We start from the raw sequence: 19118 nt of genomic DNA, 5'->3' as shown, positions 1-19118 counted from the left end.
CACCCGGGCGCAGGGGAGAGCGCACCGCATCTTTTACGTCCGCGCCGTTCCCTGCCGATTGGACGGCCTTCGCCGGTTATCCACAGATTTGCCGCAGGTGGTGGCGGGCGCAGAGGCGGGGGAGCACGATGGATCCCATGGACTCACCGGCCGGCATCATCGACACGGCCCTCGCCGCACTCGGCGGGGCCCTGGGGGCGGGCACCGGAAAAGATTCCGGGCCCGGCACCCCCGTCGATCCGCTGCGGCTGCTCACCATCGTGGACCTGGCCGCCCGCCGCGTGCTGGAGGAGGCGGCCGCCTCCACGGCCGGATCCCCGGTCCGGGCCGCGGCACTGGCGCGTGTGGCCGAGGGCCTGTTCCGCACCGGGTCCTACGGGCAGCTGTTGGCCGCAGGCGCCTGCGAGGCCGCCGAGGTCCACACCCTCACCGAGGCACCCCTGGCCCAAACCAACGCGGCGCTCGAAGACCCGGTCGGCTTCGCCAGCGGTGCCGTTGGGTTGCCGGCGGATGCAGTGACCGGACCCGACCGCAAGCCCCTGCACCGCGACACCGCGGAGTTCCTCAAGAACCAGCTGCACCTGAGCTATTTCCAGGCCGCCCACCGTGTCCGCACCCACGCCCGCCTCATGGAGCACCCCGGCCCGGACGGCACCACGCGCCCGCCGGCCTTCCCGAACCTGGGCCGGCAGCTGGTCGGCGGCTCCTCGGATCCGAAATCCCTGGCCAACGCCGCGGCGAAGCTGGCCGCCCTGGAACCGGTCTTGGAGGCGCAACCGGACCCGGACGCGGCACGGGCCGCCCTGGAGGCACAGGTTGCCCGCGCCCTGCACACCGCCGACGAGGCAGCCGTCGGCAAGTTCCTCAAGCAGGCGGCCGTCGATCTTGGACACACCAGCATTCAACGGCAGGAGGCCGCAATGGCCCGGTTCGAGGGGTTGCGCTACCGTGGCCTCCGGCCCGCCGGGCACCTTTGGGAGCTGACCACCGACGCCGAGGGGCACGAGTTCCTTTGCACCTTGGCCGACGACCTGAACAATCCGCGCACCGACTCCGGCACCCAAACCGCCCCGGAACCCGCTTCCGCACCGACGCTGCGTGGGGATTCGGGACTCCAGGGCACTGTCGGCGCCGCCGAGGCCATCGAACGCGTCGATGACGCCCTGCCGATTCCCGACTGGGCCGCCAACCCGGACACTCCCGCCGGGCAGCGCCCGCGTGCGGGATTCAACGACGTGGGCAAGCCACTGCCCTGCGCCAACCCCTACGGGCTTCCCGACAACGACCTGTACCCCGGCGAGACCCGCGACGAGGCCAACGCCAGGCGCCGCGCCCGACGCCTCTCCACCGCCCTGTTCGAGGCACTTCGCGCCTGGATGGACCCCGCCGCCGCGGATCCCGGGATGCCCTTGAACTCCCGCATCGAATTGTTGGTCATGATCGATTACGCCGCGCTCACCGGGGCCTTGGAAGCCGCCGGGTTCACCAGCCACGGCCAGTACATCTCAGCCGCTTCGGCCCGCCGCATGGCCTGCAACGCCGGGATCACACCGGTGGTCGTGGGCGGGGAAAGCCAGCCCCTGGACCTGGGCCGGCGCAAGCGTTTCTTCACCAAGGGCCAGAAGCGCGCCATCGCCGCCCGCGATCGCGGCTGCGCCAACCCCGGCTGTTCCATGCCCGTGCACCGCACCGAGGTCCACCACATTAAGCCCTTCTCCGAAGGGGGAGAGACCAACGTGAGCTCCGGGCTGTTGCTCTGCATCCGGTGCCACACAGCCTTTCACGCGGGACACTTCAGCATCCGGGACGTCGACGGAATCCCGCTCGTCGTGCTGCCCAAGTCACGCGACCCGCTTCAAAGACCCCGGCGGAACTGGGTCTTCCACCCCGAAGCCGCAGCCGCCTGAAACCGACTCCCGCCCAGGCAACGGCCTTGCCCCAACGCCGTGCCACCGGCTCTCCGCGCCCGCCTCGCGGCCCACGTCCGGGCAGGAACGTGCGCCTTCCGCAGATACCGGCGGGTCACAATCACCACGACGTACCCGGACTGACTAGGGTTGGGCCTAGGCGGTCACTGATCGCCACGGCTCACCAGGAACGGCAGCGCCACAGCGCGCACAGCGGAGGACACCATGGCAAAGGCAGCACCGGCGGAACAGCTTCGACTCTTGGACGTGGCGGCGCTCGACTCGCAGGCCACCAAGCTCACCCGACAGATCGCCGAGGCCACCGCCGACGCACAGCTGGCCGCAGCCCAAGCCGCCCTCGCCGAAGCCCGCGCAGCGCAGTCCGAGGTGCAGCTCGAGGTCGACGCCGCGGCCGCGGCACTGAAGGAATCCGAGCGGGCCGTCGAAAAGGTCGTGGCCCACATCGGGAAGGACCAGAAGCGCATCGATGCCGGGGCAGGCACGCACCAGGACTTGATGGCGCTGTCCCACGAGATCGACTCGCTCACCGCCCGCCGCAACGAGCTTGAAGACACCCAGCTTGAGCTCATGTCCGCTCTCGAGGACGTGCAGGAGCGGGCAGCGCAGGCCCAATCCCTCACCGCCACCCGCACCGGCGAACATGCGGAACACCTGGCCCGCCGCGATGCCGCCGTTGCCGCGCTGCAAGACCAGCTTGCCGAATCCCGGGCGGCCCGAGCCACGTTGGTGGCCACCTTCGACGAGGCACTCATCACCATCTACGAGCGGCTGCGCACCCGCAACGGTATCGGTGCGGCCCGCCTCTTCCACGGCACCTCCGAGGCCAGCGGCATCGCGTTGTCCGCGGGCGACCTGGGCGAGATCAAGGCGGCACCGGCCGACGAACTGGTCTTCTGCCCCGACACCGGCGCCATCCTGGTGCGCAGCGACGAATGGGGAGCGTAGGCACCCACGCGGCCCAGGACTCGGTGATTTCGCCTCGTTCCGGTCGGCTGCACCACACGGAGATCTGGGTCCGCGACCTTGCTGCGTCCCGGGCCACGCTCGGCTGGCTCTTCGAGGAAATTGGCTACACGCCGGGGGACTCCTGGAAGGACGGAACCAGCTATGTCGGGGCGCATGACTACATCGTGCTGGAATCGGGTCCCGACGTGCTCGAAGAACCCCATCGACGGAAGGCGCCGGGCGTCAACCACCTGGCCTTCGCCGCCGGATCGCGCCGCAGGGTCGACGAACTCACCGCGCAGGCGCTGTCCCGCGGCTTTGCGCTGCTCTTTGCCGAGACCCACCCGCATGCCGGTGGTCCGGCACACTACGCGTCCTACCTGGAGGACCCGGCCGGGTTTGAAATCGAGTTGGTTGCCGAGGCGCCGGTCAATGACGGACCCCGGGGCGCCGAACCTGCTGCCGCCGGCGGCAATCCGGCGAGCTAGTCGCCGACTGCCCTGAAGGCGTGGTCTTCGGGCAGGATGATGTTCAGCTGGTGCGCCTTGCGTGCGGTGCCGGGCACCAGTTCCGCTTCCCAGCGTTCGCAGGCGGCGGCCAGCAATTCCTCCGGGGTGGTCACCTCGGTGCCGCGGGTGAGCAGGTGCGAGGCCAACTCCCCGCGGGTGTGCTTGGCAAAGTGGGACACGACCTTGCGCACCCCGCCGCGCAGCTGGAACACCGAGACGCTGACGGTGTTGGCCGCCGGCGGAACCCAGGCGGCGGCATAGGTGCTGGAGCGGCAATCAACCACCAGCGAATCGCCGGCCCGCTCCTGGAGCACCGGAGCCAACTTCGGCTTCCACCAGCTGGCCAGCTTCCCGATCTCGGGCAGCTTCACGGACATCGACAGCCGGTAGGCCGGAATCCGGTCGGCAAATCCAACGGCCCCCCAGAGCGCGGAAATCACCAGGATGCTGGAATCCGCACGTGCCCGGGCCGCGGCATCGAGCCGCTCATAGCCCAAGGCTTCGAACAGCACACCGGTGTATACCGTGTGGGCTGCGGCCGCCGGCTCGGTGTGCAACTCGATGTTGCGTGTCACCTCGGCGACCAACGACTTGCCCACGCCGAGCACCTCGAGCGCGTTTTCGGCACCCGACACCTCTGCCAGTGCCTTCAACAGCTCATGGCGGTGCGGGTTCAGTTCGGGGAACTGCAGCTCGTCGGGGTTGAACGGGGAGCCGTTCCCGGCAGGTTGTTTGCCCTCGGAGGGCGGAAGCAGAATCAGCACCGATCCAGCTTAGTCTTCACGTGGCCTTTCCCCTGACTCCGCTACGCCGCCAACCAGGAGATGGCGTTTCCCCGCCTGCCTGGTGTCAAGCTGCAGCCCAAAAGCGACTAGACTTGTTTGCTGGACGGGATGACCAGACGATCGCGTGCCACGCAAGTGGCCCGAGGAACGTCCGGGCTCCGCAGAACAGGGTGGTGGGTAACGCCCACTCGGGGTAACCCGCAGGCTAGTGCCACAGAGAATAGACCGCCCGCATTCGTGCGGGTAAGGGTGAAACGGTGGTGTAAGAGACCACCAGCATTCCAGGTGACTGGAGTGGCTTGGTAAACCCCACCCGGAGCAAGGTCAGACAGACTGCTGGGTTGTTCGCTCAATGCAGTCGGGTGGACCGCTTGAGGGTGTCGGCAACGGCACTCCTAGATAGATGATCGTCACCGTGATTCGGGTAACCGACCGCGGCACAAAACCCGGCGTACGTGTCATCCCGTCCATTCAACGCCGCCGCATCACTTGCAAGCAACGGGGGGCAGCGGCTCTTGCGTGGTCCAGCATGACGCCGGGATTCCCGAGGACGCCCGGCGCATCACGGGCTGAACGCCATGAAACCGCCACGAATCTTCGCCCGGCGGATGTGGAAGAGCCGTATCAAGGCCGCCCGGCACGCCCAATCATCGAGCAACTCATGCCGGCGCACCTTCCCGCACAGGCAGAAACGCAGACTTGCCTTCAGCCAGCCGGTGACGGGTTGAGCAGGGTCGATGCCTTGGCTACAATTTTGCCTGCAGATTTCGACGCGATTGAAAGGACTCCACCGTGCACCAGCTGGAATTGATCCGTGCCGCCGCCGAGGACGTGGCCTCCGCACGGATTCTCCTGAACGAACGAATCGAGGCCCTCGAGGCCATCATGGCTGCAGCCCTGGACCACGGGATCCCCGCCGCCCAGGCTTCGGATGCCGCCCAAGCCGCCCAGCTGGCCGCTTCGGAAGAACCACAGGTGACGCCCCGTAGGTTGCAAGTCGCATGAGCCGGAACCGGGCGGCAGCAGGGAGCCGAGCGGCCAGCAGGTGGGCCCGGCATTAGACTCAAGTCATGGAGTGGCTTTTCTGGCTGATCGCGATACCGGTGCTGTGCCTCGGATTGCTCTGGGCCGCCTCGAAGTTCACGTTCCCCACCGATGGTGGAGGAAACGGCGCCGGTGGCGTCTTCGATGCCTTGAACAACTTTTACCAACCCTCCGGCTCGGCCGCCCAGCAGGCCCGGGAGGAGCAAAAGCGCCAGGTCCATGAGTCCGCCCAGGGGCAGGACCGCGACCCGCTGGCTGGCTTCCCGCACAGCCCTCCCAAGCACCCGCACGAAGCCGCGGACGGTTCCGAGGACACGCCCGGGGAACCATGGACCCCGCGCTAGATCCCGCGCGGGCGCACCGGAACACGGCTGGTCTCGCGCCAATCGAGATCACCTGCGATGACGGCCAGGTCCTGCACGGGCACGTGTTCGAAGCAACGGTGCCCCAGGTCGCTCCCGCCGGCGGCGTACCCCAGGGCGTCGTCGTCATTGCTGCGGCAACCGGCGTGCTCGCCCGCTACTACCGCCGCTACGCTGCTTTCCTTGCCGCGAACGGATTCATCGCGGTGACCTTCGACTACCGCGGCATTGGCGCCTCCGCGCCCGCCACCCTGCGCGGATTCCGGGCCCGCTGGCACGACTGGGGAGCCCGGGACATCGACGCCGCACTGCGCTGGGCACGGACCGGCCACGAAGGCCTCCCGCTGTTCTTTGTCGGCCACAGCTTTGGTGGATTCGGCGTGGGCCTGGCACCGGAATCCCGGCACCTCACCCGTATCCTGACCGTCGGGGCACAACACGCCCATTGGCGCGACTACGCCACGGGGCACCGCTCACGATTCCTCGCCCGATGGCACCTGTCCATGCCGCTGTCCACGCTGGTGCACGGATTCTTCCCGGGCAAGCGGCGCGGCTGGCTCGAGGACCTGCCCCGGGGAATCGCCCTGGACTGGGCGCGCAGCCGCAAGGACTTCACCGGCAACGCACCGGCCGGCCAACGCGAACGGATGCGCGAAGCCCAGCGGGCGCTGCGCACACCGATCCTCGCGGTGGCACCCACCGACGACCCCTATGCCACCGCCTCGGCCATGGCCCGCGCCCTGGCCGCCACCCCGCGGGCACCGGCCAGCACGCACCACCTGGAACCGCGGGACTACGGGCGCGAGGGCATCGGGCACTTCGGGCTCTTTCACGACAGCTACCGCGACACGTTCTGGCGCCAGACCGTCTCCTGGCTCGAGCACGGCATCGACCCGTGGGCGTCAAGCGGAAACCTGCCCGGCACCGGGGAGAGGTTCCCGCCCAGCAGCGGCGCGGGCCCGGCGCCACGACGGGTGTGAGAGACCTCACCGGCCCGTGCCGAAGATCGCCGCGCACGCATACTAGAATGGATGGTGGGCCATAGCGCTCCACGGGGGAATGATCCTGCTACCCCCTCAAACAACCGCTTCTGCAAAGGTGCTTTAGCGGTAACAACCGGCTAGAGGATCGCCAGCCGGCTGAATCGGAAGGATTTTCAGTGACCCAGCAGTCTGTCGAAGCCCTACAGGAATGGAGCGGGCGCGAAGAGCTCGCCGAGGCCATGATCCCGTTGATCGGGCGCCTGTACCGCAACAACAACGTGGTGACCTCCATTTATGGCCGCAAGCTGATCAACCAGTCGGTCATCAACATCCTGAAGGCACACCGCGTGGTTCGCCGTGTCGAGGGCGAAGAGCTCTCCATCGAGCAGACCATGCCGCTGCTGCAGGCCATTGACGCCCTGAACGTCGGCGCCGTCGCGGTCGACCTGGGCCGCCTGAACAAGAAGTTCGTCGAATCCGGTTCCACTGACCTGAACGCCTTCCTCATCGAGGAACTGGGCGAAAAGGTCGGCAAGGCCGGCGCCACGGACGCCGAGCCGACCGACGTGGTCCTCTACGGCTTTGGCCGCATCGGCCGGCTGCTGGCCCGCATCCTCATCGAACGCGGAGGCTACGGACTGCGCCTGCGCGCCATCGTCGTGCGCAAGGGCTCGGACGACGACCTGGTCAAGCGCGCCTCGCTGCTGCGCCGTGACTCGGTCCACGGGCCGTTCGACGGATCGATCACCGTGGACGAGGAAAACAACACCATCCTCGCCAACGGCACGCTGATCCAGGTCATCTACTCGAACGACCCGGCCACCGTCGACTACACCTCCTACGGCATCGACAACGCCATCGTCGTTGACAACACCGGCCGCTGGCGCGACGAGGCCGGCCTGTCCCAGCACCTGGCCGCCAAGGGCGTCTCCCGCGTGCTGCTCACAGCACCGGGCAAGGGCAACCTGAAGAACATCGTCCACGGCATCAACCACACCGATATCACCGCCGATGACAAGATCGTCACCGCCGCATCCTGCACCACCAACGCCATCACCCCGGTGCTCAAGGCGCTGAACGACCGCTACGGCGTCGTGCACGGACACGTCGAGACGGTTCACTCGTTCACCAACGACCAGAACCTGATCGACAACTTCCACAAGGGCGAGCGCCGTGGACGCTCGGCGGTGCTGAACATGGTCATCACCGAGACCGGTGCCGCCAAGGCCGTGGCCAAGGCCCTTCCGGAACTCGAGGGCAAGCTGACCGGCAACGCCATCCGCGTCCCCACCCCGGACGTTTCCATGGCGATCCTGAACCTGAACCTGGAAAACGGGACCACCAAGGAAGAGCTGAACAGCTACCTGCGCGAGACCTCGCTGGGTGCCGAACTGCACAAGCAGATCGACTACATCGATTCGCCCGAGGTGGTCTCCACCGACTTCGTCGGATCGCGCCGTGCGGGCATCGTTGACGGCCTGGCCACCATCGTCTCGGACAAGAACGCCGTCGTCTACGTCTGGTACGACAACGAATTCGGCTACTCCTGCCAGGTGGTGCGCGTCATCGAAACCATGGCCGGCACCCACCCGGTCGCCGTGCCCGCCATCGCCGCGGTCCAGGTCGCAGGCGTCTAGCAGCACGTCCGCAAGGCGGGCCGCACCCTTCTTCAGAATCGAAGGAGGGTGCGGCCCGCTTCGGCTTTAACGCCGAAACCCGGGCATCGGTGGCGTTGCTCGCCGGAATCCCGGGTGCGGGCACGGCGGCAGCCTGGAAGCGGTTGGGCGGGGCTGCCTCCCGGGCCCGAGGGGCGGGACACCGAGTATTCCCCACCCGGTTGCCCTTCGAACCCCACGTATAGCGGGCGGGATTCAGCCGACGGGCATCGGCCAGGGCGCAAGACCCTTGCCCACCTGCCATGAACCGCCATTCTCGATGCGTTCGAGCACCACCCGCTGCAGGGACGAGTCCCTCGGCAGCGTTGAGATCTCCGCGTCCGCGGGTACCTGGAAGGTGAAGTACAGCGCGTCGCCCGGCTCCTCGCGCAGCTCGACGTTCGTGAAGCGGGCGGCGAATCCGGCCATGTTCGAGTTCGGCAGTTCGTCGGCAAGATGCGGATCGAGCAGCCAGGAATCGCAGTAGGCATGGTCGATGCGCTGTGCGGGGAAGTGCTCCGCAAAGAAGGTGGCGGCAAGCCGCAGCGACGCATCGACGGAGCCGGGATCCAGCGCTCCGTCTTCGGGGATGTGGAGGCCCACCGCCCAGGGACCGTTTGCCGGGTCGCGGTGCAGGTGGAATTGCAGGCGTCCCAGCCGGAACAGCGAACCGGACAGGTGCAGGGTGGTCCACCACGCGGTGTCGAGCCCGAAGCCCCCGTGCGTGCGGCGGTGCCAGTGCAGTTGCGCACCGATATCCGCCAGGGTCGCCTCGATCACCGCTGCGGGAATCCGCATCCCTTCCATGCGTGCGGCCGCCACCGGGGCGAAGCGCAGCAGCGCCTCGATCCAGGCCCGGGAATCGACGCCGGGCAGCGCCCGCAGCCCCTCGGCCGGGAACGAGCCCCAGCGCGCATCAAGGGCGGCCAGTGCGCTGAGCACCGGTTCCCCGGCTTCGGTGCGCAGCATGGCCGTGCAAGCGGCAACGTCGGGTTCCGGAACGGCGCACAATTCGAGGACCGCCGCAACGATTCGCGGGTGAAGCTGCTCAATCATGGTGACCTGCTTGCTGGCGGGGAGCGCCTGTGGGTGCATCGACGGGGGGCGTGTGCCGCGAGGTATGCCGGCGGCGGGAAACGGCGCTCGGGCTAGTGGCCGAACGGGTCCTCATCGGTGCCGGGCATCCAGGTCAGCCCGGGAACCCCCCATTCGAGGGACTTCTTGGCCTTCTTCCAGCGCCTGGCCCATTTCTCGGGCAGCTTGTCGACGTAGAGGTAACCGTCGAGGTGGTCGTACTCGTGCTGCATGATGCGGGCAAACCAGCCGGTGGCGTCGAAGGCCACCGGGTTGCCGTCGCCGTCGAAGCCTTCGATGCGGGCGAACTCGGCGCGCTTGAGCGGGAAGTTCAGGGCCGGGGCCGACAGACAGCCCTCGATGTCCTCTTCCGGGTCCGGGGCGGCACCGGAGATCTTCGAGAGCGTCAGCACCGGGTTCACGACCACGCCACGGGTGGGGGCATCGTCGTCGTGCGCGTACTCGTAGGTGAAGATGCGCAACCCCACGCCGATCTGCGGGGCGGCCAGCCCGACGCCGTTGGCCGCATCCATGGTGTCGTACATGTCGGTGATCAGGGCACGAAGTTCGTCGTTGAACTCGGTGACTTCCTTCGCGCGCGTGTGCAGCACGGGTTCGCCGTAGATGGTGACCGGACGAATGCTCAAGACTTCTCCTCAGTGCTTTTTCGTAAAACGGTGTGCGGATGGGGGAGCGGGAGGCCCCGGGCGCGACCAGGTGCGTGGCCAACCACGACGATAGCCCTGCCCCGCGCTGAATCACAACGCCGGACGCCGGGTGGGCTGGTGCCTGACCCGCCCGCCGGAAAAACCGGAACCACGGTGGAATGGCAAAAGCCGCTCCGGATTGATCCGGAGCGGCTTCATTGGGGTGAGTAACGGGGATTGAACCCGCGACCTTCTGGACCACAACCAGACGCTCTGCCGACTGAGCTATACCCACCAAGTTCGCCCTGAGGCTAGTTGTCCTTGGCCCGGAATCTCTTCCGAACTGCTGGGCAACGAGAACTATCTTACACACATATCGAGGTGGAGTGCCAACTCGAAAAGGGCCTCAGGGCCTGTGTTGTGCGACACAGTGCCTAATCAGCTGGCCTTTGGGCAACGATTTGGGCCGCGGCGGCCTTTGCCGACGCGGAATCCGGGCCCGGGGCGGGGACCATGACGGTGGCCCGGTAGTACTTCAGTTCCTCGATGGAATCGCGGATGTCGCCCAGGGCGCGGTGGTTGCCGGTCTTGGCCGGGGCGGCGAAGAAGGCGCGGGGGTACCAGCGGCGGGCCAGCTCCTTGAGGGTGGAGACATCCAGGATCCGGTAGTGCAGGTGGTCGGTGACCTCGGGCATGTCCCGGGCGAGGAAGTTCTTGTCGGTGCCCACGGAGTTTCCGGCCAGCAAAGCCTTGTTGGGCTCCGGGGCGTGGGAGCGGATGTAGTCCATGACGATCTTCTGCGCGTCGGCCATCTCCAAGCCGGCATCCAGCTCGGTGATCAGCCCGCTGCTGGTGTGCATGTTGCGCACGAAGTCGCCCATCTGCTCCATGGCGGCCGCGGGGGGCTTGATCACCACGTCGACCCCGTCACCCAGGATGTTGAGCTCGGCGTCCGTCACCAGGACCGCAACTTCGATCAATGCGTCCGATTCCAGGCTAAGGCCCGTCATCTCGCAGTCGATCCACACAATTTTTTCAGCTGAAATAGGCACGGACCCCAATTTACCCGATGACACCCCGGCGGGGGCCCGGCTACTGCCCGGAGGAGCCGCGCGTTGCCGAGAGCAGCCATAGCATCACAAAGACCGCCAGTCCCGTTCCGGCCAGCGCCATCGAGGCCACCAGGCTCATGCCCAACTGAGGGGAGGCGATGCCCAGCAGCAGGGAGAGGAAGATGCCCCATCCCAGCAGCGAATGGTTGCGCACCGGATTCCGTACGCTCTTTGCACGCCTGCCCACGGTGTGGCCTCGTTTCCGCTTGTGATCGATGTACCTGCTCCAAGCCTATGCAGGCATCCCGGGCGCCGGCTTGTTAGCCACGCCAGCATCCGGGCCGCGGCGGGTGGCCGATGCGCCGGCAAGGGGGTCCGCCCGGGGCGCACGGGGAGAGAATGGTGGTGTGAGCTCGCGCGCACCCGGGCCTTGCCTCCCGGGCAAACCCTGCTTGCGGTGCTAGGATCGGACTTGATTTTTGCGCGGACCGCCGCGCCCTTGCGCGCCACGGAAGCGCGCAAATTTCCGGGTCGGCACCCCATGGGACACGCCGGCCGGAACCTACAGCCAAGATACGACGAACCAGGAGCGGGGCGCAGATGAACGACGTGCGATCCACCGCCGGCGCCAAGGTCCGTGCGGGCCGCGGGCCGCACCTGTCCCCGTTGATCCAGGGCACCATCGGATCGGTCATGATCCTGCTGGGCTCCTACGCCATCGGCTGGCTGGCCAGTGCCTCCCCGTTGAACCGCTACCCGCTGCTGATCGCGATCCGCACCGAGTACTCCGGGGTCATCACCGGCACCGTCGTGCTGACCCTGGGATGCTGGATCCTGTTCCGTGCCTGGTTGCGGCTGGGCCAGCAACTGGCCGGCTGGCCCGAGGGGTCCCTGGCCGTGGTGAAGAAGGCGGTCTGGGCCTGGAGCGTCCCGATGCTGGCCGCGCTGCCGATCTTCTCCCGCGACGTCTTCGCCTACATCGGCCAGGGCCGGCTGGTGGCCGCCGGGCAGGATCCCTACGTCGATGGCATCTCCACGCTGAACAACTGGTTCCAACTGGGCGCGGACATCACCTGGGCTGAATCCGAGACCCCCTATGGCCCGCTCTACCTGAACGTGGAGTACTGGGTGAATCGGCTGGTGGGCACGAGCCCGGACGCCTCGGTGCTGCTCTTCCGCCTCGTCGCCTTCCTCGGGGTGATCCTGTGCATGGTCTACGTGCCCAAGATCGCCGCGCTGCACAACGTCTCCGGCGCCAAGGCCACCTGGATCTCGGTGGCCAACCCGCTGTTTTTGATCAGCTTCGTCGCCTCCGCGCACAACGACTCGCTGATGGTCGGCCTGGCACTGGCCGGGACCTACTACGCGGCCACGCGCCGCGGCGTGCTCGGGGTGGTGCTGATCGCCGCGTCCATCGGCGTCAAGCCCATCACCCTGGTGCTGCTGCCGTTCATCGGGCTGCTCTGGGCCGGGTCCGGGGCAAGCTGGGGACGCAAGATCCGCTACTGGGTGTACACCGCGTCGCTGGTGGGCATCATCATGGCGATCATCGGCTGGGCCAACGGGTACGGTTTCGGCTGGCTGACCGTGATGCTGGGCACCGGCACCGGCACCGTCGTCTTCGCCCCGGTGGGCGCGTTGAACTCCGTGCTCTCGGGCGCGCTGGGGACCATCGGGCTGCCCACCGACTGGCTGCTGCCGGTCCTCAAGCTTGTCGGCCGGCTCGCCTCGGTGGGACTCGTGCTGGTGCTGATCTTCAAGGGCAAGCACTCGCACCTCGTCCAGCGCATGGCCCTGGCCTTCTCCGCGCTGGTGGTCCTCTCGCCGATCATCCAGCCCTGGTACATCCTGTGGCTGCTGCCCTTCTTCGCCATCACCGGCATCCGGGACGACTGGCAGCTGCTCTGGGTCTACTTCACCACCGCGTTCTTCATCGCCTTCGGCGCCGCGGACCAGATCTTCATCTGGCAGTTCCTCTCCGACCTCGACCCCTGGGTCAAGCACCTGTCCACGGGGATTTCCTGGGTGGCGATGGTCTACCTGGCGTTTCTGGACCCGCGCACCAAGCAACTTTTTGCCGCGACGCTGCCGGCCCGGCTGCGCCGCGGAACCGGACCGGTGCGCCGCGATCCCGGGGTGCCTACGCCGTGAGCCCCGCCCCGCGCCCGGCTTCGCCGCCGGCACCCGGCCGCCGCTTCGTTCGCGCCACCCGCGCCCTGGAGACGCTGCGCCAGCGCAGCTCCCGGGTCCCGGGGTTGCGCCACCTCACCGGCGGCGGGGAGAACACCCCGGACATCGCCATCGCCCAGGGGCTGCTCGCCTCGATCATGGTGATGGTCGGGTCCTGGGGCGTGGGCTGGATCCCCAGCTCGCAGGAATCCCTGCTGGCCCGGGCGAAGGTGCTGCTGCCGCTGCGCGTGGAAATGCTCGGGGTGATCGTCTGCACGCTGCTGCTGGCCCTGGGCTCGATGCTGCTCTTCCGCGCCTGGCTGCGGCTGCGCCAGCGCGCCCAGGCCGATGAGGCCAACCCGGTGGCGGTGGTCGTCAAGTCCATCTGGGTCTGGTCGATCCCGCTGCTGTTCTCCTTCCCGATCCTGTCCAAGGACGTGTACTCCTACCTGGGCCAGGGCCGGCTGATGCATGCCGGGCTCTCGCCCTACACCGAGTGGGTCTCCCAGCTGCCGGGCTGGTTCGCGCAGGGTTCGGACTCGCTGTGGGCCGAATCCACCTCGCCCTACGGGCCGCTGTTCTTGATGTACGCCCGGTTCGTGTACTTCGTCTCCGGCGGGGTGCCCGAGTACGGGGTGGCGCTGATGCGCCTGGTGGCCGTGGCCGGGGTGGCGCTGTGCGCCTGGGCCGTGGTGGCGCTGGCCCGGGCCGCGGGCCGGGATGCGGCCTGGCCGCTGTGGATCTCGGTGGCCAACCCGCTGTTCCTGCTGAACATGGTCGGCGGGGTGCACAACGACGGGCTGATGGTCGGCGGGGTGCTGCTCGGCTTCGTGCTGGTGCTGCGCAAGCGCCGCCTGGCCGGGATCCTCGCCGCCAGCGCCGCGATCGCGATCAAGCCCATCGTGGTGCTGGTGCTGCCCTTCCTCGGCCTGGCGATGGTGGCGGCCAACGCCGGCCTGGGCGCGAAGATCCGCGCCTGGGCCTACACCGGTGCCGTGGCCGGTGCCGTGATGGCGCTGCTGGGCTGGGCTTCGGGCCTGTGGTTCGGCTGGATCCCCGCGATGGCCGGTGCCGGGTCCGCGGCCTTCCCCTACGCGCCGGTCGGGCTGCTGGGCATGCTCGCCGGCTGGATCGGTTCGCTGGCCGGCGGGGACCTGTGGTTCATCGCCGGGATCGTGTTCACGGTCTTCCGGATGGCCTCCCTGGCCATCGTCTTCTGGCTGGCCATCCGCCGCCCGGCCGGACCCCCGCTGCTCTACGCCGGCTATGCCCTGGGAGCCGCGGTGGTGCTGGCGCCCATCATCCAGCCCTGGTACCTGTTGTGGCTGATCCCCTTCTTCGCGCTGTCCCGCCGCTACCCGGTGAACTGGGAACGCGCCCTGTACATCCTGTGCCTGCTGGTGCTGCTCTCCGGGGTGGTGGACCAGTTGTCCATCGGCCAGTGGTTCTCGCTGCTGGCGGTGCGCCTCTTTGCCGCAGCCACCACCCTGGCCTACATGGCCTACCTGGTGTTCATCGACCCCAAGACGGCGGCCATCTTCGGTGCCGACAGGCGCCGGCCGCTGCGCCAGGGCAGCAACTAGCACCGCCGCCCACACACCGACTTTCCACCCCAACACCCAGAAACGAGGCAACCGGATCGTGATGCAACCGGTCAAGAACCTGTTCACCGCCCGCGAGGCAACCCGTCCGGTCATCATCGGGCTGCTGGTCCTCACCGTGATCGGCGCTTCGCTGGCGGTGCTCACCAAGCAATGGTGCCGCATCAACGGCTGGCCCGACGCCGAACAGCACCTGCACATGTGCTATTCGGACTTCACCCAGCTCTTCGGCACCCGCGGCATGGCCGACAAGCTCTTCCCCTACTTCACCGGGCTGCCGGCCGAGCAGGCCCTGGAATACCCGGTGCTGCTGGCGATCATGGCCGGGCTCACCGCCATGGTGATCCCCGGCATCGGGTTCAGCGCCGAACGCCAGCTGGCCTACTTCGACGTGAACTCCGCGGTGTCCTTCGTCTGCTGGGCCGTGGTCGTCGTCGCGGTGGCCTACGCAGCGCGGCACCGCAGCCGGGATGCGATCATGGTGGCGCTGGCCCCGGGCATCATCCTGACCAGCCAGCTGAACTGGGACCTGCTGGCGGTGATGCTGGCAATGACCGGCCTGCTGGCCTTCTCCCGCAAGCACATCGTGCTGGCCGGGGTGCTGCTGGGCCTGGGCGCCGCCGCCAAGCTCTACCCGTTCTTCCTCTTCGGGGCGATCCTGGTGTTGTGCCTGCGCACCGGGCGGATGCGGCACTTCTGGGTCTCGCTGGCCTCCGGCGTCGTGGCCTGGCTGGCGGTCAATGTGCCGTTCATGCTCACGGCGTTCGACGAATGGAGCCGGTTCTACACCTTCTCCGGGGACCGCCCGGCGGGGAACTCCTCGATGTGGCTGGCCTTCGTCTGGACCGGGATGGACGGCTCGACCATGTCCTACCTGTCCAACGGGCTCTTCGGGATCGCCTGCCTGGGCATCGCCTGGCTGGGCCTGAGCGCCGTGCGCCGCCCGCGCATGGCGCAGCTGGCGTTCCTGATCGTTGCCGCGTTCCTGCTCTTCGGCAAGGTCTACTCGCCGCAGTTCGTGATGTGGCTGATCCCGCTCTACGTGCTGGCCCGCCCCAAGTGGCGCGAATTCCTTCTGTGGCAGGGCATCGAGGTGTTCCACTGGGTGTTCGTCTGGCTCTGGAGCGCCAAGTGGGTCTCCGGGCTGAAGTACTTCGGGGATTCCTGGGCGATCGAGATCCTCTACGGGATCGGCATCGTCGCGCACATGGCGATGCTGGTGTACCTCTGCATTAAGATCATCGGGGACATCCGGAACCCGGATCGCGACGTGGTCAGGTCCGAGGGGCTCGACGACCCGCTGGCCGGCCCGCTGGAGAACCTCGGGGACAAGTTCGTGCTGGGGCGTAAGGCAGGATCCGAACTCTGATTCCGGATGCCCTGGCCTGAGGATCCCTGGCCGGCACCCTCACCGGGGGCCCGCGGGCCTCGGCACGGATCGGCGCGTGGCACTGGCAGGATGGTACCCATGAAGAAAACGGGTCCCATCCTGCCTTTGCGTTTCCGTACCCGGCCGCTGGCAACCGGCGTGGGGGCAACCCTGTGGCTGGCCGGAATGGTGTCCGTGTACCTGGTGATGCCACGGGCGGGCATCCTGTCCAGCGGGCGCAGCCTGTGGGACGCCTATGCGGCGTTTCAGCCAGGTTCACATCTGGGGAACCTCGTGGCGGGAAGCCTCTTCACCCTCGCCAGCGCCCTGGTGCTCTTCGCCATCCATCGTTCACGGCTCGGTGCAGTCTCCGGTGCCCTTGTTGCATGTGGCCTCATTGGCCTGGGGATCTACTATCCGGCCGCGGTGATGGGCTTCGGGATGGCGCACGTGGTGGCATCCGAGGGCGAAGCCCCGGCCCAGGGTGGTCTGGCGATGAACCTGGTTCTCGGCGGCGGCATCGCGCTGCTGATCCTGCTCTGCCGTCTGCTGGCCGGGGGCCGTTCTCGCCTGGCGGAGCGGCCGCGCACGACGCGGTGAGTGGCGATTCCCGGCGCGTCCGGGAGGCTCGGTGCCGGTCACTGGGTGGAGCAGCAGGTCCGGGAAGCGACGCCTTGGGCAGGTGCTGGGTTGCGTGCCTGGCGGCCTCAGCGCTTGAGGTAGTCCGAGCAGACCGGGTTCACCGGGATGTCGCGGTGCAGCACCAGCAGCCCGTCGTCGATCGGTGCCACCTGCGTGAAGCCCAGGGCGTGTGCCCGGTCCAGGGCCTGGGGAGGGTTCAGCGGGTCCCAGCCGCCGAGTTCCTGCTCGTTGAAGTCAATGATCATCCAGCTGGAAAGGTCGGTGCCGATGTCCCCGTGCAGGCCGACATAGGTGCGGGTGGTCAGGTGCGGCACCAACGTGTCGGCGGCCTCGACGCACACCCCGTCGGGGATCATCGCCACGGCGCGTTCCTTGGCGGCGACCAGCGTGCCCGGCGCCCAGTTGGCCCCGGTGAGCGTGCGCCCGAGCGGAAACACCGAATGGAAGAACAGCGTGCCGACCAGCCCGAAGGCCAGCAGCCAGGCCGGTGCAATGACCCGGATTTTTTTCCAGCCGAAGCGGTCCATGAGCTTGCCGAGCACGTGCACGGCGGAGAGGATCAGGATCGGGGCCATGATCGCGTCGTACTGGTAGACCGGGGCCCAGGTGTTCAGCCGGTCGTTGAACAGCCGGCTGAGCAGCAACGGGGCACCCAGGATCACGTAGGGGGAGGCCAGCGGCAGCAGCGCCAGCGGCACGAAGCTGAGCAGCCACAACGCCACCTTGAGCTGGTGGTTGAACAGGATCGCGATCGACTGGAACGGGTGGGTGAGCAGGAAGACGATGGCAGCCCCGGCGCCGGCACCCAGCGCGGTGTACTGCCAGTAGGTGAATTCGCCGGCGGGGGAGAAGAGCGGGATCAGGTAGCTGGTCACCACGACGTAGCCGCCCAGGCCCAGGGCCGCGGTCAGCGCGGCCTTGGCCCACTGCCGGTGGAAGAGCAGCACGATGCCCACCGCGACCATGGTGATGCCCATGTCCTCGCGCACCAGCAGCAGCGAGGCCGATAGCCCGACGACCAGCCAATAACGGCCTCGGTCGAAGGCCCAGATGATCCACCCCATGATCGGCACGCCGAAGGCGACCTCGTGGAATTCCCAGTTCACGATCGCCTGGAACGGCCACCACAGCAGCATCGCCGAGGCGGTCAGCAGCGCCCCGAGGTGCCCGAAGCGTGTGCGGGTGAACAGGTAGACCGGGATCGCGGTGGAAACCAGCAGCAGTGCCAGCACGATGGAAAGCATCCGCGGGTCGTTCCAGATCCAGTAGAACGGGGCCAGCAGCACCAGGATCGGGTGGAAGTGGTCGCCGAGCAGGTTGAAGTCCACGCCCTTGATCGGCACGATCGGTGCCTTGAACATGGCGTACTGCCGCGCCGCCTGGTCGAAGATCCCCAGGTCGTAGCCGCGGGACTCGAAGTTGGCAAAGCGCAGGAAGGAGTGCGCAACGTACAACACCCCCGCCAGGGCCATTGCCAGTCCCAGTTGGAGTTTCTGGGCACGGCTCACGGAAGCGGGGGTGTTGTGGGGCATGGACTCGAGTTTATCTGCAAGTCGCTGCGCGGGCGATTCGATGGTGTTACTTGGCGGGGGCCAGACCGGTGCGGGCCATCGCGTCGGCGTAGGCCGCGTAGATTTCCTCGAGGTGTGCCTGCTGGCGTTCCGGGGAACCGGCGAAGGCGCGGCCGTCGAGGGACTTGACCTTGTAGGTCTTGAAGCCGCGGCGCCACAGCAGCGGGTTCTGGGTCTTGACCAGTTGTTCGGAGAGGCGGTGTGCCTCGGTGCCGTGGGCGATCAGGACCGATGCGCGCGGCACGACCTTGAGCAGGCGCAGCAGCGGCTTGAGGCCGGAGGTGATCTGCGGCGGGGTGAACTTGCCGTTGGCCTCGCCCGGGGTGTGCCACGGGTGCACGTTCCACGGCAGGATGTACTCCGGACGCAGCCCCAGCTGCCACTGCATGCCCAGCATGCGGGTGGAGGCTTCCTGCGACCCGGCGTCGATGAAACCGGTCTCGTTGGCGACGCCGATGTTGGAGAACAGCGAGATGATGCGTGCTTCCTCGATGTTGTGCATCGGATCAACGAAGGATACGGAGGTCTCAGGTCGAAGGGCCCGGGTCTCGTCCAGAAGACGGTTGACGGGTTCGATCTGGTCCTCGTAGCGGCGTTCCATGAGGGAATTTTCGACGTGGTCCGGGGCAATTGCTGTCATGAAGGTGAGCTTCTCCTGCTGTGGTACGTAAGGCACGGCCGATCGCATCAAGCGCGCGCCGCCGAGGGCGGTGCACGTCGATTACCGTGTCAATGCTGCTAGAGCTGGGGTGGGGAGTGGGATCGAGGTGGTTCCGGTGGCT

Annotated in this window: 18 protein-coding genes, 1 tRNA gene and 1 other RNA gene; 12 read left to right on the top strand and 8 right to left on the bottom strand. The window is 67.6% G+C overall.

All coding sequences use genetic code 11. The features are described 5' to 3' along the window. Positions 1–137 precede the first annotated feature (137 nt). From FPY90_RS04160 to FPY90_RS04150, 3 genes are all read left to right on the top strand, one after another. Positions 138–1907: an HNH endonuclease signature motif containing protein gene (locus FPY90_RS04160; protein ID WP_498683985.1), complete on the top strand. Its 1770-nt coding sequence runs from the start codon at positions 138–140 to the stop codon at positions 1905–1907. Between the two features lie 225 nt (positions 1908–2132). After that, the gene (locus FPY90_RS04155; protein ID WP_071214932.1) at positions 2133–2873 is read left to right on the top strand and encodes a zinc ribbon domain-containing protein; all 741 of its coding nucleotides are present in this window, start codon (positions 2133–2135) and stop codon (positions 2871–2873) included. Next, the gene (locus FPY90_RS04150; protein ID WP_071214933.1) at positions 2861–3361 is read left to right on the top strand and encodes a VOC family protein; all 501 of its coding nucleotides are present in this window, start codon (positions 2861–2863) and stop codon (positions 3359–3361) included. Before FPY90_RS04155 ends, FPY90_RS04150 begins: the two co-directional genes overlap by 13 nt. Here the strand turns inward: FPY90_RS04150 and FPY90_RS04145 are convergent. After that, positions 3358–4146, bottom strand: coding sequence for a YaaA family protein (locus tag FPY90_RS04145; RefSeq protein ID WP_307579697.1), 789 nt, complete (start codon positions 4144–4146; stop codon positions 3358–3360). The genes FPY90_RS04150 and FPY90_RS04145 overlap by 4 nt on opposite strands. A 125-nt stretch (positions 4147–4271) precedes the next feature. Between FPY90_RS04145 and rnpB the strand changes: the two genes are divergently transcribed. From rnpB to FPY90_RS04120, 5 genes are all read left to right on the top strand, one after another. Further along, positions 4272–4637, top strand: an RNA gene (gene rnpB / locus FPY90_RS04140) — RNase P RNA component class A. Positions 4638–4959: 322 nt separating this feature from the next. Continuing rightward, positions 4960–5172, top strand: coding sequence for a hypothetical protein (locus FPY90_RS04135; protein WP_071214935.1), 213 nt, complete (start codon positions 4960–4962; stop codon positions 5170–5172). A 65-nt stretch (positions 5173–5237) separates the two neighbouring features. Beyond that, positions 5238–5555 (top strand): hypothetical protein, encoded by a 318-nt coding sequence (locus FPY90_RS04130; protein ID WP_498683983.1) that lies wholly within the window; start codon positions 5238–5240, stop codon positions 5553–5555. Continuing rightward, positions 5540–6553 carry an alpha/beta hydrolase family protein gene (locus FPY90_RS04125; RefSeq protein WP_498683982.1) on the top strand — a complete coding sequence of 338 codons (1014 nt, stop codon included), beginning with the start codon at positions 5540–5542 and terminating at the stop codon, positions 6551–6553. Before FPY90_RS04130 ends, FPY90_RS04125 begins: the two co-directional genes overlap by 16 nt. 179 nt (positions 6554–6732) lie before the next feature. After that, positions 6733–8193 carry a glyceraldehyde-3-phosphate dehydrogenase gene (locus FPY90_RS04120; protein WP_307579701.1) on the top strand — a complete coding sequence of 487 codons (1461 nt, stop codon included), beginning with the start codon at positions 6733–6735 and terminating at the stop codon, positions 8191–8193. A 234-nt stretch (positions 8194–8427) separates the two neighbouring features. Here the strand turns inward: FPY90_RS04120 and FPY90_RS04115 are convergent, their stop codons facing one another. The 5 genes from FPY90_RS04115 to FPY90_RS04095 all read right to left on the bottom strand — a co-directional run bounded on the left by FPY90_RS04115 (position 8428) and on the right by FPY90_RS04095 (position 11198). After that, positions 8428–9267 carry an acyltransferase domain-containing protein gene (locus FPY90_RS04115; protein ID WP_498683980.1) on the bottom strand — a complete coding sequence of 280 codons (840 nt, stop codon included), beginning with the start codon at positions 9265–9267 and terminating at the stop codon, positions 8428–8430. Positions 9268–9359: 92 nt separating this feature from the next. Then, the gene (gene def / locus FPY90_RS04110; RefSeq protein WP_307579705.1) at positions 9360–9932 is read right to left on the bottom strand and encodes a peptide deformylase; all 573 of its coding nucleotides are present in this window, start codon (positions 9930–9932) and stop codon (positions 9360–9362) included. Positions 9933–10151: 219 nt separating this feature from the next. Continuing rightward, positions 10152–10227 (bottom strand) — tRNA-His (locus FPY90_RS04105). A gap of 139 nt (positions 10228–10366) precedes the next feature. Continuing rightward, positions 10367–10984 carry an oligoribonuclease gene (orn, locus tag FPY90_RS04100; protein ID WP_083411241.1) on the bottom strand — a complete coding sequence of 206 codons (618 nt, stop codon included), beginning with the start codon at positions 10982–10984 and terminating at the stop codon, positions 10367–10369. A gap of 40 nt (positions 10985–11024) precedes the next feature. Further along, complete coding sequence (locus FPY90_RS04095) at positions 11025–11198, bottom strand: hypothetical protein (RefSeq protein ID WP_307579708.1); 174 nt, start codon at positions 11196–11198, stop codon at positions 11025–11027. Between the two features lie 386 nt (positions 11199–11584). Here FPY90_RS04095 and mptB (FPY90_RS04090) point away from each other — a divergent pair, with 386 nt between their 5' ends. From mptB (FPY90_RS04090) to FPY90_RS04075, 4 genes are all read left to right on the top strand, one after another. Continuing rightward, the gene (mptB, locus tag FPY90_RS04090) at positions 11585–13135 is read left to right on the top strand and encodes a polyprenol phosphomannose-dependent alpha 1,6 mannosyltransferase MptB (protein ID WP_307579710.1); all 1551 of its coding nucleotides are present in this window, start codon (positions 11585–11587) and stop codon (positions 13133–13135) included. After that, positions 13132–14736 carry a polyprenol phosphomannose-dependent alpha 1,6 mannosyltransferase MptB gene (gene mptB, locus FPY90_RS04085; protein WP_498683974.1) on the top strand — a complete coding sequence of 535 codons (1605 nt, stop codon included), beginning with the start codon at positions 13132–13134 and terminating at the stop codon, positions 14734–14736. The genes mptB (FPY90_RS04090) and mptB (FPY90_RS04085) overlap by 4 nt, the downstream gene beginning before the upstream one ends. A gap of 61 nt (positions 14737–14797) precedes the next feature. After that, positions 14798–16123 (top strand): glycosyltransferase family 87 protein, encoded by a 1326-nt coding sequence (locus tag FPY90_RS04080; RefSeq protein WP_498685499.1) that lies wholly within the window; start codon positions 14798–14800, stop codon positions 16121–16123. Positions 16124–16222: 99 nt separating this feature from the next. Beyond that, positions 16223–16723, top strand: coding sequence for a hypothetical protein (locus FPY90_RS04075; protein WP_071214943.1), 501 nt, complete (start codon positions 16223–16225; stop codon positions 16721–16723). Between the two features lie 107 nt (positions 16724–16830). Here the strand turns inward: FPY90_RS04075 and FPY90_RS04070 are convergent, their stop codons facing one another. After that, positions 16831–18297, bottom strand: coding sequence for a DUF2079 domain-containing protein (locus tag FPY90_RS04070; protein ID WP_498683971.1), 1467 nt, complete (start codon positions 18295–18297; stop codon positions 16831–16833). Positions 18298–18343: 46 nt separating this feature from the next. After that, positions 18344–18976, bottom strand: coding sequence for a uracil-DNA glycosylase family protein (locus FPY90_RS04065; protein ID WP_071214944.1), 633 nt, complete (start codon positions 18974–18976; stop codon positions 18344–18346). Positions 18977–19118: the final 142 nt, after the last annotated feature.

Source organism: Arthrobacter sp. C2 (assembly GCA_024207135.1).
GTDB lineage: Bacteria > Actinomycetota > Actinomycetes > Actinomycetales > Micrococcaceae > Paeniglutamicibacter.
This window is presented reverse-complemented; position numbering and strand designations above follow the sequence as displayed.

What these genes read in the sequence shown, in the direction of transcription:
- FPY90_RS04160 (WP_498683985.1), top strand. Translation starts at nt 138, where the DNA reads ATGGACTCACCGGCCGGCATCATCGACACGGCCCTCGCCGCACTCGGC.
- FPY90_RS04155 (WP_071214932.1), top strand. Translation starts at nt 2,133, where the DNA reads ATGGCAAAGGCAGCACCGGCGGAACAGCTTCGACTCTTGGACGTGGCG.
- FPY90_RS04150 (WP_071214933.1), top strand. Translation starts at nt 2,861, where the DNA reads ATGGGGAGCGTAGGCACCCACGCGGCCCAGGACTCGGTGATTTCGCCT.
- FPY90_RS04130 (WP_498683983.1), top strand. Translation starts at nt 5,238, where the DNA reads ATGGAGTGGCTTTTCTGGCTGATCGCGATACCGGTGCTGTGCCTCGGA.
- FPY90_RS04125 (WP_498683982.1), top strand. Translation starts at nt 5,540, where the DNA reads ATGGACCCCGCGCTAGATCCCGCGCGGGCGCACCGGAACACGGCTGGT.
- FPY90_RS04115 (WP_498683980.1), bottom strand. Translation starts at nt 9,267, where the DNA reads ATGATTGAGCAGCTTCACCCGCGAATCGTTGCGGCGGTCCTCGAATTG.
- mptB (WP_307579710.1), top strand. Translation starts at nt 11,585, where the DNA reads ATGAACGACGTGCGATCCACCGCCGGCGCCAAGGTCCGTGCGGGCCGC.
- FPY90_RS04080 (WP_498685499.1), top strand. Translation starts at nt 14,798, where the DNA reads ATGCAACCGGTCAAGAACCTGTTCACCGCCCGCGAGGCAACCCGTCCG.
- FPY90_RS04075 (WP_071214943.1), top strand. Translation starts at nt 16,223, where the DNA reads ATGAAGAAAACGGGTCCCATCCTGCCTTTGCGTTTCCGTACCCGGCCG.
- FPY90_RS04070 (WP_498683971.1), bottom strand. Translation starts at nt 18,297, where the DNA reads ATGCCCCACAACACCCCCGCTTCCGTGAGCCGTGCCCAGAAACTCCAA.
- FPY90_RS04065 (WP_071214944.1), bottom strand. Translation starts at nt 18,976, where the DNA reads ATGACAGCAATTGCCCCGGACCACGTCGAAAATTCCCTCATGGAACGC.